Origin of the sequence: Mycobacterium sp. (genome assembly GCF_052144515.1) — a bacterium.
GTDB lineage: Bacteria > Actinomycetota > Actinomycetes > Mycobacteriales > Mycobacteriaceae > Mycobacterium.
The window spans coordinates 12245-26824 of record NZ_JBKQQD010000110.1 but is presented as its reverse complement, the minus strand read 5'-3'; the positions used below and the strand labels follow the sequence as shown (position 1 = coordinate 26824).

Annotated in this window: 16 protein-coding genes; 7 read left to right on the top strand and 9 right to left on the bottom strand. The window is 67.6% G+C overall.

All coding sequences use genetic code 11. The annotated features are described in order from the left end of the window. Positions 1-45: 45 nt before the first annotated feature. A complete protein-coding gene (locus ACLP9N_RS06860) occupies positions 46-525 on the top strand; it encodes a gamma-glutamylcyclotransferase (protein ID WP_442406678.1) in 480 nt (159 codons plus the stop codon). A 69-nt stretch (positions 526-594) separates the two neighbouring features. Here ACLP9N_RS06860 and ACLP9N_RS06855 read toward each other — a convergent pair whose 3' ends face one another. From ACLP9N_RS06855 to ACLP9N_RS06840, 4 genes are all read right to left on the bottom strand, one after another. Beyond that, entirely contained in the window at positions 595-1476 is an 882-nt protein-coding gene (locus ACLP9N_RS06855; RefSeq protein WP_442406677.1) for a hypothetical protein, read from the bottom strand. A 126-nt stretch (positions 1477-1602) separates the two neighbouring features. Then, positions 1603-2772, bottom strand: a complete 1170-nt coding sequence (locus ACLP9N_RS06850) for a M20 family metallopeptidase (protein WP_442406676.1) — start codon at positions 2770-2772, stop codon at positions 1603-1605. Next, a complete protein-coding gene (locus ACLP9N_RS06845) occupies positions 2769-3962 on the bottom strand; it encodes a M20 family metallopeptidase (RefSeq protein ID WP_442406675.1) in 1194 nt (397 codons plus the stop codon). The genes ACLP9N_RS06850 and ACLP9N_RS06845 overlap by 4 nt, the downstream gene beginning before the upstream one ends. Before the next feature lie 46 nt (positions 3963-4008). After that, entirely contained in the window at positions 4009-4626 is a 618-nt protein-coding gene (locus tag ACLP9N_RS06840; RefSeq protein ID WP_442406689.1) for a cutinase family protein, read from the bottom strand. A gap of 88 nt (positions 4627-4714) precedes the next feature. Between ACLP9N_RS06840 and ACLP9N_RS06835 the strand changes: the two genes are divergently transcribed. Then, positions 4715-5530 (top strand): purine-nucleoside phosphorylase, encoded by an 816-nt coding sequence (locus ACLP9N_RS06835; RefSeq protein WP_442406674.1) that lies wholly within the window; start codon positions 4715-4717, stop codon positions 5528-5530. Between the two features lie 13 nt (positions 5531-5543). Continuing rightward, a complete protein-coding gene (locus ACLP9N_RS06830; protein WP_442406673.1) occupies positions 5544-7145 on the top strand; it encodes a phospho-sugar mutase in 1602 nt (533 codons plus the stop codon). 11 nt (positions 7146-7156) lie between these two features. Here ACLP9N_RS06830 and upp read toward each other — a convergent pair whose 3' ends face one another. Further along, positions 7157-7786: a uracil phosphoribosyltransferase gene (gene upp, locus ACLP9N_RS06825; protein WP_442406688.1), complete on the bottom strand. Its 630-nt coding sequence runs from the start codon at positions 7784-7786 to the stop codon at positions 7157-7159. A gap of 78 nt (positions 7787-7864) precedes the next feature. On the opposite strand from upp, the gene ACLP9N_RS06820 reads away from it, so the two are divergent. The 3 genes from ACLP9N_RS06820 (at position 7865) to ACLP9N_RS06810 (ending at position 11272) form a co-directional block, all read left to right on the top strand. Then, positions 7865-8758, top strand: coding sequence for an alkaline phosphatase family protein (locus ACLP9N_RS06820; RefSeq protein WP_442406687.1), 894 nt, complete (start codon positions 7865-7867; stop codon positions 8756-8758). Between the two features lie 48 nt (positions 8759-8806). After that, the gene (gene satS / locus ACLP9N_RS06815) at positions 8807-10156 is read left to right on the top strand and encodes a protein export chaperone SatS (protein ID WP_442406672.1); all 1350 of its coding nucleotides are present in this window, start codon (positions 8807-8809) and stop codon (positions 10154-10156) included. A 132-nt stretch (positions 10157-10288) separates the two neighbouring features. Continuing rightward, positions 10289-11272 (top strand): VWA domain-containing protein, encoded by a 984-nt coding sequence (locus ACLP9N_RS06810; RefSeq protein ID WP_442406671.1) that lies wholly within the window; start codon positions 10289-10291, stop codon positions 11270-11272. Between the two features lie 22 nt (positions 11273-11294). Here ACLP9N_RS06810 and ACLP9N_RS06805 read toward each other — a convergent pair whose 3' ends face one another. From ACLP9N_RS06805 to ACLP9N_RS06790, 4 genes are all read right to left on the bottom strand, one after another. Beyond that, positions 11295-12302, bottom strand: a complete 1008-nt coding sequence (locus ACLP9N_RS06805; RefSeq protein WP_442406670.1) for a VWA domain-containing protein — start codon at positions 12300-12302, stop codon at positions 11295-11297. A 59-nt stretch (positions 12303-12361) separates the two neighbouring features. Beyond that, on the bottom strand, positions 12362-12688 hold the full coding sequence (locus ACLP9N_RS06800) for a hypothetical protein (RefSeq protein ID WP_442406669.1): 327 nt from the start codon (positions 12686-12688) through the stop codon (positions 12362-12364). A gap of 156 nt (positions 12689-12844) precedes the next feature. Further along, entirely contained in the window at positions 12845-12994 is a 150-nt protein-coding gene (locus ACLP9N_RS06795; protein ID WP_442406668.1) for a hypothetical protein, read from the bottom strand. A 5-nt stretch (positions 12995-12999) separates the two neighbouring features. Then, the gene (locus ACLP9N_RS06790) at positions 13000-13203 is read right to left on the bottom strand and encodes a hypothetical protein (RefSeq protein WP_442406667.1); all 204 of its coding nucleotides are present in this window, start codon (positions 13201-13203) and stop codon (positions 13000-13002) included. Between the two features lie 210 nt (positions 13204-13413). On the opposite strand from ACLP9N_RS06790, the gene ACLP9N_RS06785 reads away from it, so the two are divergent. Beyond that, positions 13414-14568 carry a cytochrome P450 gene (locus tag ACLP9N_RS06785; RefSeq protein ID WP_442406666.1) on the top strand — a complete coding sequence of 385 codons (1155 nt, stop codon included), beginning with the start codon at positions 13414-13416 and terminating at the stop codon, positions 14566-14568. Positions 14569-14580: the final 12 nt, after the last annotated feature.

The following is a 14580-nucleotide window of genomic DNA, read 5'->3' as shown; positions in this document are numbered from 1 at the left end:
ACATGCAGGTGCGCCGCATGCCCAGGCGCCGTTTAAGCTTTCCCCGTGCCGCTCTACGCCGCCTACGGATCGAATATGCATCCCGAGCAGATGCTGCAGCGCGCACCCCACTCACCGATGGCGGGAACCGGCTGGTTACCGGGGTGGCGGCTGACGTTCGGCGGCGAGGACTTCGGGTGGGAAGGGGCCCTGGCCTCCGTCGTCGAGGATCCGGGTTCGCGGGTGTTCGTCGTGCTGTATGACATGACGCCGGCCGACGAGATGAACCTCGACCGCTGGGAGGGCTCCGAGTTCGGCGTCCACAAGAAGATCCGCTGCCGGGTGGAGCGGTTGTCGTCGGACACCACCACCGATCCCGTCCTGGCGTGGCTGTACGTGCTGGACGCCTGGGAGGGCGGGCTGCCGTCGGCGCGTTATCTCGGGGTCATGGCCGACGCGGCCGAGATCGCTGGCGCACCAAGCGATTACGTCCACGACATCCGGACTCGCCCCGCCCGCAACATCGGCCCGGGGCCTAGCACCTAGCCCCCTTTGTTTCGCGAGCGCGCGTGTTTGCACACCGACACGCCGCTACAGCTGGCATTCTGCGCACACTCACGCGGCCCGCTGCAGGCGGCGCTCGATCCGAGCAACGAGTTCGACGGGCCGGTATCTGACGTCCTCGGCGACGATTGGTACGACCACCCAGCCCAGATCCTGCACCGCCGCGCCGCGTCGACGGTCACGAAGAAACGCCGCGGGCCCGCTGTGCCAGTCGGCGCCGTCGTATTCTGCCGCGACGCGGTACTCGGGCCAGGCGAAATCGAACCGCCAGGTCTGGCCGTTGAGGTCGACAATCTCGTACTGCAAAACCGGCGGCGGCAACCCACCATCGATCATGACCAGGCGGGCCTCACTCTCCATCGGCGACTCGGCCAGCGGAGAAGCCAACTCGAGCAATTCCCGTGCCGCGACGACGCCACGCCGCCCGGAATGCCGCTTGAGCGCGCGCCGCAGTTCGCCGCTGTCGCACGCGCCGCTGCGCAAGGCGGCGTCCAGGGTCGCCAGGGCGCGGCCCCGGCGAAGCCCACGCGCCACCTCGATCGCCGTCCACGCGGGCGTGGTGGTCGGCCGTCCGTCGACGACGGTCAGCGGCGCGCCGGCGCGGCGATGTACGACCAGACCGCGGGTCGGTCGCAACTGGTGCCCGCCGGGATTCAGCACGTGCAGGTGTCTATCCAGTTCGGTGTCGAAGCCGTAGCTGGCTGCGGCGGTGCTCAGGCACACCGCGATCGTCGTCCCTGTCGCCAAATCCAGGCCGCGCAGTCGTAGCGCGTCGGTCAATTCACCGCGTCCGTAGATGCCGTACCAAACCTGCTGCAGCACACCGTATTTCAAGTCCGCTTCCAGGCCGCGTCGGGTCAGATAGGTCAACGCCTGGGCGGAGGTCACCACGCCGCCTTGCGCATCGAGCAATCGGTCGAGCTCCGCATTCACGCGGGTATCGTCGGCGGACTGCGCCGTACCCACAATTCACCTTTGCCGAGCGTGCGCCGATTGCCAACCGGAAGCGGCGCGCCGTGCACAAACACGCACGCTCGCGGTTAGAGCGGTTGGAGAAGGCTAGAAATCCGCCGACTGCTCGATGACGTTGACCAGCACGCGCACGCCGATTCCCAAGGCGCGCTCGTCGAGGTCGAAGGTCGGCTGGTGCAGGTCCAACTGCGGGCCCTCGCCGGACCACACGCCCAAGCGCGCCATCGCGCCCGGAATTTCCTCGAGGTACCAGGAGAAATCCTCGCCGCCGCCGGACTGTCGGGTGTCGGCGAGCGCATCGGGGCCGACGGCTTCGATCGCGTGGGTGAGGATGCGGGTCGAGACGTCCTCGTTGACCACCGGCGGCACGCCGCGCCGGTATTGCAGGGTGTGTTCGATCGCCAGCGGCGATAGCAGGCCGGCGACGACCTCGCGGATCATGCCTTCCAGGTCGACCCAGGTGTGCCGGCTGGCGGTGCGAACGGTGCCGGCGAGCACACCGGTTTGCGGGATGGCGTTGGGCGCCACACCCGCATTGACCGCGCCCCACACCAACACGGTGTTGTTGCGCGGGTCGATGCGGCGTGACAGCACCCCGGGCAGCCCGGTGATCAGCGTGCCCAGCCCGTAGACCAGGTCGGCGGTTAGATGTGGACGCGACGTGTGCCCACCCGGTGAATACAGCGTGATCTCGATCTGGTCGGCCGCCGAGGTGATGGGGCCCTGCCGCACCGCGACCTTGCCGACCTCGAGCCGCGGATCGCAGTGCAGGGCAAAGATTCGCGCTACCCCGATGATCGCACCGGCCGCGATCGCGTCGATCGCCCCGCCGGGCATCAGCTCCTCGGCGGCCTGGAAGATCAGCCGCACCCCGACGGGCAGCTCGGGCACCGACGCCAGGGCCAGCGCCGTTCCGAGCAGGATCGCGGTGTGCGCGTCATGACCGCAGGCGTGCGCGACGTTGGGCATCGTTGATTCGTACGGCGCCCCGGTCCGCTCGGCCATCGGCAGTGCGTCCATGTCGGCGCGCAGCGCGATCCTAGGCTCGTGCTCGGGACCGAAATCACACACCAGGCCGGTTCCGCCGGGCAGCACCTTCGGGTTGAGCCCGGCGTCGGCCAGCCGTTCGGCGACGAACTGCGTGGTGGCGTACTCCTGACGACCCAACTCCGGGTAGCGGTGGATGTGGCGCCGCCAGCCGACCAGGTCGTCGTAGTGTGCGGCAAGCCAGGATTCGGCGGTGTCGGTCAGGCTCATCCGGCCGCCCCACTAGTCCTGAGTTGCTGTGCCGCCAGCACCCGGTCGCGCTCGGCGGGGTTCTGCGCGAGGTGCACGACCGTGCGCGCCAGCATGATCGCGCCGTCGACAACGGCGCGGTCGGCGCTGGGACCCGCGGCAGCGGCGGCGAAGGCGCGCTGGTGAACCGTGGCGCCGCCGGCGTCGACACCGATCACCGGATGAATCCCCGGCAGCACCTGGGTCACGTTGCCCATGTCGGTGCTGCCCATCGGCAGCGCGGCCTCGACCTCGGGGGTCACCGGCTCGCGGCCGAGTCGGCGCATCTCGTCGCGGCAGATATCAGCGAGCCAGTGGTCGGGCTTGAGTTCGGCGTAGGCGGGCCCCGGGTTGTCGATTTCGTATTCGCAGCCGGCGGCCAGCGCGCCCGCGGCAAAGCATGCGAACATCCTGCCCTCCAGCTCGCGCAGCGAGTCCGATTCGATCGCCCGCATCGCATATTGCAGCGTGGTGTGCCCGGGGATGACGTTGACCGCCTGCCCGCCGTTGGTGACGATGCCGTGCATCATCTGCCCCGGCGCCAGTTGCTGCCGCAGCAGCCCGATGGCCACCTGCGCGACCGTCACGGCGTCGGCGGCGTTGATTCCCAAAAACGGCGCGACGGCGGCATGCGATTCCTTGCCGAAGTAGTGCACGATCGCTTCGGACAGGGCCAGCGAGCGGGCCGCAGCGATGTCGGTCGGGCCAGGATGCACCATCACCGCCACGGCGACGTCATCGAACGTGCCGGCCTGCAGCATCAGCGCTTTGCCGCCGCCGGCTTCCTCGGCGGGAGTTCCCAGCAATACCACCCTCAGCCCGAGGTCATCGGCGACCTCGGAGAGCGCCAGCGCGGTGCCCACCGCCGAGGCGGCGATGATGTTGTGGCCACACGCGTGTCCGATTTCGGGCAGCGCGTCATATTCGGCACATATCCCGACGACCAGGGGTCCGCTGCCGAAGTCGGCGCGGAAGGCGGTGTCCAAGCCAGCGGCGCGCGCGGTGATCTCGAAACCCCGTTCGGCCACCAGCGCCTGCGCCTTGGCGCAGCTGCGGTGTTCGTCAAATGCCAGCTCCGGCTCGGCGTGGATGGCGTGGGACAGCTCGACCAGGTCGCTGCCACGACGCCGCACCACATCCTCAACGAGGTCCAGTGGACTGGCTACAGGCATGTTCGCAGTATCTCACCGAGGCGCGTCGGCTTGAGATTCAGTGAGCTCACACCAGTCCCGCGACGAATCCCGCCGCCTGGCCGGGGTAGGGCGGTGCGTCGTAGTCGTGGTGCGCGTCCCGATCGCGACCGCCGACGACGCAGATTGGATCACCGGAGCTGCACAGGTCGATGGCACGGCCGGCGAACAGACCCGTCGACGACAGGGGCGTGTTGAAGCGGTTGCCGGGATTCCCGAACACCGCAACCGCGGCGACCTTGCCGGCCAGACCGGGATCCAGCGCGGGAGCCGATCCGAAGTTGCCTATGGTGTTGCCCAGCGGCGGCACCCCCGCGAGCATCGAGACCGCGGCGGCGCCCTGCGAGAAGCCACCGAGAACCAGCCGCGTCGACGGGCACTGCCCGGCCATCTGCGCGATGTGGTCGCGCGCGTCGTTGGCTCCGTCGCCGGTGGTCAGAAAGTTATAGCTGGCCGGATAGTTCACCGGATAAGCCTCGACCGTGCGCGAGCCGAGGGCGGGCTGCAGCGCGGCGAACAGCGCATCCCCCACCGCCCCCAAGCCGGGCGGCTCGGCAGTCCCGCGCGCGAAGACGAGTTGGACATCGGGACATCCGTCGGCTCGTGCCCTTGGCGCCGGACCGCACATGATCGTGGCCACCGACACGCCAACAGCGACAGCCAGGACAACAACCGGCCACCTAGCAAAACCCATGCGACAGATCTTGACACATGCCGGGCTAAGCTCGCCCACTGTGGCCGAAACCCTGCCCGACCCCGGCGAACTCGCGCGCCGGGCAGCGCACGCCATCGCTGAGCGCACCGGCGTCGGTGAGCACGACGTGGCCATCGTCCTCGGGTCGGGATGGTCCCCGGCAATCGCGGCGTTCGGCACGCCGACCACCGTGCTGCCGCAGGCCGACCTGCCCGGCTTCCGGCCGCCAACCGCCGTCGGGCACACCGGTGAGCTGCTGTCGATGCGCATCGGCCAGCATCGCGTCCTGGTCCTGGTCGGTCGCGTGCACGCCTACGAGGGGCATGACCTCACGCATCTCGTGCACCCGATACGGGCGGCTTGCGCGGCGGGGACGCGCGTCATCGTGCTCACCAATGCGGCCGGCGGGCTGCGCCCGGACATGGCCGTCGGTCAGCCGGTACTGATCAGCGACCACCTGAACCTGACGGCGCGTTCGCCGCTGATCGGCGCGCAGTTCGTCGACATGACCGACGCGTACGCGCCGCGGCTTCGAAAGCTCGCCCGCGACCTCGACCCGGAGCTGGCCGAAGGCGTCTACGCGGGGCTGCCTGGCCCGCATTACGAGACGCCGGCGGAAATCCGGATGCTGCGGATGCTCGGCGCCGACCTGGTGGGCATGTCGACGGTGCACGAGACCATCGCGGCCCGGGCGGCCGGCGCCGAGGTGCTGGCTGTCTCCCTGGTGACAAACCTGGCCGCGGGCATCACCGGTGAGCCGCTGAGCCACGCCGATGTGCTGGCGGTCGGGGCCGCGTCGGCGACGCGGATCGGCTCTCTGCTGGCCGCGATCATCGAGCGCATGCCCCGGCTTTGACCTGGAGAATCAGGTGACGCCCGAGGAGTGGATCGCGCACGATCCCGACCCGCGGACGTCCGCCGAACTCGCCGCGTGTGGTCCTGAGGAACTCGCCGCGCGATTCGCCCGACCACTCGCGTTCGGCACCGCGGGATTGCGCGGACCGGTGCGCGGCGGACCGGACGCGATGAACCTCGCGGTGGTGTTGCGTGCGACCTGGGGGGTGGCACAGGTGCTAAGGAATCTCGATCTCGCCGGTTCGGTGGTGATCGTCGGGCGCGACGCTCGGCACGGCTCGGCGGTCTTTGCCACTGCGACGGCTGAAGTGCTTGCCGCCGAGGGTTTTTCGGTCCTGTTGCTGCCCGGCCCGGTGCCCACGCCGGTGGTGGCCTTCGCGGTGCGCCATACCGGCGCGGCCGCCGGGATACAGATCACGGCCTCGCACAATCCGCCGGCCGACAACGGGTACAAGGTGTATTTCGACGGCGGCGTCCAGATCGTCTCCCCCACCGACCTTGCGATCGAAACCGCAATGGCCGCCGCGCCTTTCGCCGACCGGATCGCCCGCAAACCCGTCGAACCCACTGACCGCGGCCTGATCGAGCGCTACATCGAGCGTGCGGCCGGGGTGCGGCGCTCCGCGGGTTCGGTGCGCTCGGTGCGCATAGCCCTGACACCGCTGCACGGCGTTGGCGGCGCGGTGGCCGTCGAGACGCTGCGCCGCGCCGGCTTCGATCATGTGCATGCCGTCGGGGCGCAGTTCGCGCCCGATCCCGACTTCCCCACTGTCGCGTTCCCGAACCCCGAGGAGCCCGGAGCCACCGACGCACTGCTCACGCTGGCCGTAGACGTCAGGGCCGACGTCGCGATCGCGCTGGATCCCGACGCCGACCGATGCGCGGTCGGGATACCCTCGGGGATATCGGGGGCGTCGGGATGGCGCATGCTGTCGGGTGACGAAACCGGTTGGCTGCTGGGCGATTACATCTTGTCGCATCGTCTTCCCGAAAACCCTGTCGTTGCCAGCACGGTGGTGTCGTCGCGGATGCTGGCGGCGATCGCCGCGCGCCACGGCGCGAAACACGTCGAGACCCTCACCGGCTTCAAATGGCTGGCGCGTGCCGACAAGAACATGCCCGCCGGCACGCTGGTGTACGCCTACGAGGAGGCGATCGGGCACTGCGTGGACCCCGCCGCCGTGCGCGATAAGGACGGCATCAGCGCGGCGGTACTGGTGTGCGATCTGGTGGCGGCGCTGAAAAAGCAGCGCCGTTCGGTGCCCGACGCGCTGGACGAGCTCGCCCGCCGCCACGGCGTGCACGAAGTCGCCGCGGTGTCGCGCCGGGTCGCCGACTCCGACGCGGCCGCCGACTTGATGTGGCGGCTGCGCGCCGCCCCGCCGGATCGGCTGGCCGGATTCACCGCCTCTATCACTGACATCACCGACGCGCTGATCTTCACCGGCGGCGACGCCGACATGTCGGTCAGGGTGGTGGTGCGGCCATCGGGGACCGAGCCAAAGCTGAAGTGCTACACGGAGGTTCGGCACGCGGTGACCGGCGATCTCAGAGCCGCCCGGGAACGGGCCGAAGCGCTGCGCGACGAGCTGGTGTCCGAGGTGCGGCAGTGGTAATTCGGGGTGAACTAACGAGGGCCGAACTGGCGGTCGCCGGCGTCGCCGAGACCCGGGACTATGTAGGAGATCTCGTTGAGCCCGTCGTCGACGGCCGCGGTGAAGAGGCGCACCTGCGGCGCCGCTTTCTCAAGTGCCGCAAGGCCTTCCGGCGCAGCCACTACACAGAGCACGGTGATGTCGGTCGCGCCGCGACGCAGCAACAGCCCGATGGTGTGCGTGATCGAGCCGCCGGTGGCCACCATCGGGTCCAGGACCATCACCGGCAGATCGCTCAGGTCATCGGGTAGCGATTCCAGATACGGCATCGGCTGCGCGGTCTCCTCATCGCGGGCCACGCCGACGAATCCGACGCGCGACTCCGGTATCGCGGCATGCGCCTCGTAGACCATGCCCAGTCCGGCGCGCAGCACGGGAACCAGCAGTGGCGGCTTGGCCAGCCGCGACCCCGTCGTCTGCGCCAGCGGAGTGCGGATCGGGACCACCTCACTCGGCGCGTCCCGGGTGGCCTCGTAAACCAGCATCGACGTCAGTTCCCGCAGCGCCGCCCGAAAGGTCGCGTTGTCGGTGCGTTCGTCGCGCAGTACGGTCAGCCGCACGGCGGCCAGCGGGTGGTCTATGACAGTCACATCGCCGCTCACATCCACGGGTTCTGACCCTATATAACAATCAGAAGTAGTCGCGCTGACACGCTTGCGTCCGTCCCGCCGGTTGCCGAAATCCGTTCGTATACTCCCCCGGTGCGAGGCCTGCGACTGTTGGGAGCGGTGCTGCTCGCGCCGATCTATGGAGTGGCGCTGGTATACCCGGTCACCCCTCGGGTGGTGCTGGCGGCGGGGGTGCTGCCGACGCCGTCGCACGTGGTGATCGTGATCGAGGAGAACCGCTCGCAGGCCAACATCATCGGCAACAAGTCGGCGCCCTTCATCAACGCGCTGGCCGCCGGCGGCGCGCTGATGGCGCAGTCGTTCGCCGAGACGCATCCCAGTGAGCCGAACTACCTGGCGTTGTTCGCGGGCGACACATTCGGCGTGACGAAGGACGTCTGCCCGGTCAACGCCGGCGCCGCGCCCAACCTGGCTTCTGAATTGCTTGCTGCCGGTTACACATTCGGCGGCTATGCCGAAGACCTGCCCGCCGTCGGATCGCCCGTCTGCAGCGCGGGCAAGTACGCACGCAAACACGTGCCGTGGGCGAACTTCAGCAATGTGCCGCCGGCGAACTCGGTGCCGTTCTCCGCCTTCCCGTCCGCCGGAAACCCGGCGAATTACGCGAACCTGCCGACGGTGTCGTTCGTCATCCCCAACAACGACGACAACATGCACGACGGCTCGATCGCCGCGGGCGACGCTTGGCTGAACCGCCAGCTCGCTGGCTATGCCAACTGGGCCCAGGCCAACAACAGCCTGCTGATCGTGACCTGGGACGAGGACGACGGAGGCCCCCGCAACCAGATCCCCACGGTGATCTACGGCGCCCGCGTGCAACCCGGCACCTACAGCGAGCAGATCAGCCATTACAACGTGCTGTCCACGCTGGAGCAGATGTACGGGCTACCCAAGACGGGCAACGCGGCAATCGCTCCCCCAATCGCCAGCATTTGGAGCGGGTAACCGCTACCGGGCCGGGCACCTTCGCCCGCCGTCGCTATTCTGTGCCGCATGGCCGACCTCGTACCCATCCGCCTGAGCCTGTCCGCTGGTGACCGCTATACCGTGTGGGCGCCTCGCTGGCGTGATGCCGGCGACGAGTGGGAGGCGTTTCTGGGTAGGGACGAGGACCTGTTCGGCTTTGAGACCGTCGCTGACCTGGTCGCATTCGTCCGCACCGATTCCGACAACGATCTCGTCGACCACCCGGCGTGGGACGACCTGACCTCGGCCCACGCGCACACGTTCGAACCCGCGGAAGACAAGCAGTTCGACCTCATCGCCGTCGAGGAACTGGTGGCCGAAAAGCCGACCGCGGAATCGGTGAACACGCTGGCGGCCGCGCTGGCGATCGTGTCGTCCATCGGATCGGTGTGCGAACTGGCGGCGGTGTCGAAGTTCTTCAACGGCAATCCGGACCTGGGCACGGTGTCCGCCGGCATCGACCATTTCGCCGGCAAGGCCGGCCACAAACGCTGGAATTCGATCGCCACGATCATCGGGCGAAGCTGGGACGACGTGCTCAGCGCGATCGAGGAGATCATCAGCACACCCGAAGTCGACGCCGATGCTTCGGCCAAGGCCGCCGACGAGCTGGCCGAGGAGCCCGAAGAGCCCCCTGAAGAGACCGAGGAAGACGGCGGTGAAGACGAAGAAGCCGCTGACGAGCCCGAAGATGAGGCGGCTGACGAAGATTCCGACGAAGAAGGCGAAGAAGAGGGCGAAGACGACGAAGGCGAGGAAGACGAGACCGAAGACGCCGACGACGAAGGCGATGCCCGCGCCGAGGGCGACACCGTCGTGCTGGGCAGCGAAGATGACTTCTGGCTTCAGGTGGGTATCGACCCGATCCGGATCATGACGGATTCCGGCACCTTCTACACGCTTCGCTGCTACCTGGACGACAGTCCGATCTTCCTGGGCCGCAATGGCCGGATCAGCGTGTTCAGCTCCGAACGGGCGCTGGCGCGCTACCTCGCCGACGAACACGACCACGACTTGTCCGATCTGAGCACCTACGACGACATCCGTACCGCCGCCACCGACGGCTCACTGGCCGTCGACATCACCGACGACAACATCTACGTGCTGAGCGGGTTGGGCGACGATTTCGCCGATGGGCCCGACGCCGTGGATAAAGACCAGCTCGAGCTGGCCGTCGAGCTGCTCCGCGATATCGGCGACTACTCCGAGGAGAGCACCGTCGACAAGGCGCTCGAAACGGGCCGGCCGCTGGGCAAGCTGGTGGCCTCCGTGCTGGAGCCCGACTCCGTCAGCAAGCCCTCGGCGCCGTATTCCGCGGCGGTGCGGGAGTGGGAGCAGCTGGAACGGTTCGTGGAATCGCGCCTGCGGCGCGAATAGCGCCCGACCGGCCCCTACCGGCCCCGACCGGCCCTGTCGCCGGCGCGTTTGACGGACCACCGAGACTCATCTTTACTGGCGGCAGCGTCCTCCGGCCTTCGCAAGGGGCTGCCAAACGGGAAGGTGAGCCGAGTGTCGCTTCCCGGAATCGGCCCCTTACCGCTGTATGGGTTCCAACGCCCGGGCATGTTGCTGTTCGGTTTGGTACCGCTGGCGCTGCTCGCTGTCTATGTCGTCGTCCAGGCTCGGCGCCGACGACGCCTGCGCCGGTTCACCGAGGCCCAGGTGCCGCAGTCGCTGTGGCGGCATCTTCCGATCGCCGTGTCGCTGCTCGCCCTGGTCCTGCTGACCGTGGCGCTGGCCACGCCCACCCATGACATGCGCATACCGCGCAACCGCGCCGTCATCATGCTGGCGATCGACATGTCGAATTCCATGCGGTCCACCGATGTCGAGCCCACCCGGCTCAAGGCCGCCGAGGAGGCGGCCGGCCAGTTCGCCAAGCAGCTGACGCCGGGCATCAATCTCGGCCTGGTCGGTTTCGCGGGGACGCCTTATCTGCTGGTTCCCCCGACCCCGCAGCACCAGGCGACCCTCGAGGCGTTGAAGAATCTCCAGTTCGGTGACGGCACCGCGACCGGTGAGGCCATCTTCACCGCCCTGCATGCGATCGAAGCCACGGCCGTGGCCGGTGGGGACACCCCGCCGCCGGCCCGCATCGTGCTGCTGTCCGACGGCGGGGAAAACCGGCCAACCGATCCCAACGACCCGCATGACGGTGCCTTCACCGCGGCGCGCCTGGCCAAGGATCACGGAGTGCCCATCTCGACGATCGCCTTCGGCACACAGAACGGCGACATCGTCATGGACGGACAACGCGTAGCCGTCCCCGTTTCCGCGGACCAGATGAAGACCATCGCCAAGCTGTCCGGCGGGCAGTCCTATAGCGCCAGCAACGTCAGCGAACTCAACAAGAGCTATAACGCCATCGAGAACGAGATCGGGTATCGCGTTGTGCCCGGGCCCGGAAGTGCCGGGTGGCTGCGCCTCGGTGTCATCGTCGCGATAATCGCCACGGCATTGGCGCTGTTGATCAATCGGCGGCTTCCGACGTGACCGGTCCTGATCGTTCTCGGCCTCAGGCGGGCAGCCTGCGGTTGACGAGCAGACCGGCCAGTACGGCACCGGCCAGGACAACCGCACCGAGCAGCATCCAGGCGGCGCTGGCGTCGCCACGCACGGTTTCATAGCCGATCTGCTTCTGCAGGGTCGAATAGACGTCCTTGAGCGAATCCAGGCTGTCGGCGTGGAATGCCTGACCGTCGGTGATCTCGCAGATTTTCTGCAGGGTTTGATCGTCGACCGGAACCGGAATGGTGGCACCGTTGTAAACAACGGTGCCGTAGGGCGTCCCGAAGGAGATCGTCGATATCTGCACTCCCTCGGATTTGGCGGCCCGGGCCGCGGTGAAGGCTCCCTGCGGCGCGTTGGGGTCCAGCGGCACGTTCTCGGCGCCGTCGGATTCCAGCACGATGCGCGCGGGCGGCGGACCGTCGCCGCCCCCCATCACCGCGCCGACCGTGGCGATGGCCTGCAGCGCGGTGAAAATGCCTTCCCCCGTCGCGGTTTTCGGCAGGGGCTGCAGGGCGTCGATCGCTGACTTCACGGCGCCCCGGTTGGTCGTCGGAGGCACCAGCAGCGTGGCGTTGGCGGCAAACTCCACCAGTCCGAGGTTGATCGCCGGCGTCAGCTCGTCGGTGAACTGCTTACCGGCCTCCTGCGCCGCGGCCAGCCGGCTGGGCGGCACGTCATTGGAGGCCATCGACTCCGAGACGTCGATGACCAGCATCACGACGGCGCGGTTGAGCGGAATCCGGATGTCCGACGTCGGCCCGGCCATTGCCGTCGTCAGCAGCACCAGCGACGTGACCAGCAGAATCGTCGGCACGTGCCGCCACCGGCCGGAGCGGGCCGGCGCGACCCGCTGCAGCACCTCCATGTTGGCGAACCGCAGCACCCGCCGACGGCGGGCGTACTGCAGCGCGACGTAGATTCCGGTGACCAGGAGCACGATCAGCAGGAACAAGAAGAACCAGGCGTTCTGGAAGCCCGTGAGCGACACGGGTCCCAGCAGGGGCAACTTCACCTCACCAACCTGATGGCCTTGCGGCCCGCCGTCAAGTTCGCGTCCTGAGCACGTGCTGCCTAGAACCAGTTCGGCGGCAGGTCGGCCGCGTGGTTGGGACAGTCGTCACGAGTCGCAGCCGCCAGGACGTGCGCCGCGTCCTCGGGCGGCATCTCGGTGGAAAGCACCGCGAACGCGTACTGCACAGGCGTCGCCGTGTAGCCCAGGTGGATCGCGGTGGCGTGATCGTCCATCAGCGCGCACGCTTGCTGCTCGTGGTTGTTGTCGGCGTGGGCGATGCCCGAGCCACCCCACGCGCCTAGGCCGAGCGCCGCCATGGTCGTAACCGGTCCAAAGGTGTGCCGGCCGCCGGCGTACTGGCGCGTGGGTAATTTCTTGGGAGACATGACCGGCTATACCCTGATTGGCCGCCGGATAAACCCATCACCCGCGAATCTCGCCGAAAGCATTGGGCGGAAGCCTATTTGGCGCTTCTCAGTGCATCGGACGACGACGAGTCCCACCCTTCTCCCCCTTCTAAGGGCGCCCAGTCCGTCAAGAAACTACAGGCCGGTCCGGTCCTTGATGCGCTGCCTAACGGCGGCCCTTCCCTTGGCCAGGGTCGCCAAGCCGAACTGGGTAGCGCTGAAATTGTCGTTCTCTTGCGTCCGCTTGCTTTCATAGATCAGTTCGGCATGCTCTAACAGCTGCACGGCCTCTAATATCCGGCCAGCTCCATCCCCAACCGCGGACCCCTGTCGCCCATCCGCGCTACAACCTGCGGGGCCTGCTGCGGTTGCGGGGAAAGCCTGTGCTCGTACTGAGGGAGCATCTGCAGCGTCTGAGGAAGGATCCAGCCGTTGAGGTCGCTCCTGCTGAGTTCCTTTCCAGGCTTTGGTCCGTCGGGCCCGAATGCAGTCATCAGGTCTGCGGCCAGGTCTGTCGCTGGCGGCATTATCATTAAGGCCGCTAATTCAGCGAACGCCGTTTCGAGTTTTCTTTTCATCCCGAACATGGCATAACACCCTCCCGCGAGGCACTCACACCGCGCGAACGCGGTGTCAAACGGCTACAGACCGGTCCGAAAGTGTTGTTCACTAGTCGAATGTTGCGCGACAGTGCCAGGACTGGGGTGCCTACGCTGTCGCTCGATCTCTACAGCAGAGAAGCGCTGGCCAAGCCCGCGGAGACCTACCGTCGTATCCGCGAGGCGGGAGCCGCCGTCTGGCTGCCGAAGCACCGACTCTGGGTCATGGGCCGCTACCGCGATGTCCGCCAGGCACTTGGCGATGACCAGACCTATGTCAGCGGCAACGGTGTCGCCGCCAATCCGTTTACCAATGCGCTGACGGCTGGTACCACCCTTGCCAGCGACGGCGAAGCCCATGTCAAACGGCGCCGCCAACTGTGGCAATCCCTGTCGTCCAAGGCGCTCTGTGCCGTTGATCCGGTGCTGCATGCCGAGGCGTCCACGCTCATCGACAAGTTGTGCCGCCGCGGCGAGTTCGACGGGGTTTCCGAATTCGCCGCGCACCTTCCGATCCGGGTCGTCGCCGATCTGGTCGGTGTGGATATCGACCACGACCGAATGCTCAAATATGGCCGTGCCGGGTTTGACGTGTTGGGCCCGGCCAACCTGCGAACCTTGATGGCAACGCCGGCCGGGTTGAGTTTTTGGTACTACACGCGGTCCATCCGCCCGGGCAACGTGAAGCCCGGCGGGTGGGCCGAATCGCTCCTCGCGGCGGGGCGGGATGGTGCATTGAGTCCGGCGGAAGCCAGGGCGATGGTGGTCGACTTCATCGGCCCGAGCCTCGACACCACGGTCCTGGCATCCGCGCAGCTGCTGTGGAGCCTTGGTACCAACCCCGACGTATGGAAAGAACTTCGTAATAATCCCGATCTTGTGCCGGCGGCTGCGGTCGAAGCGGTCCGCCTCGGCTCGCCGGTGCGCGGTTTCACGCGAATGGTCAAGCAGGACACCGAGATCGACGGCGTCGTCCTGCGCGAGGGCCAGCGTGTGGTGTTGCTCTACGCGTCGGCCAACATGGACGAAACCCAGTTCGACCAACCCGAGGTCTTCTCGCTGCACCGCAAGGGAACCCACCTCGGATGGGGGTTCGGCGCGCACGCCTGTGTCGGCATGCACCTGTCCAAGATGGAGATGCACGCGTTGCTGCACGCGATGATCCCCGAAGTCGCCCGCATCGGCGTCGCCAGCCCGGTCCCGCTGTTGAACAACACGCTGCAGGGTTTCGAATCGCTGCGCGCGACGTTTCGTCGGTAAATCCGGGGGCCA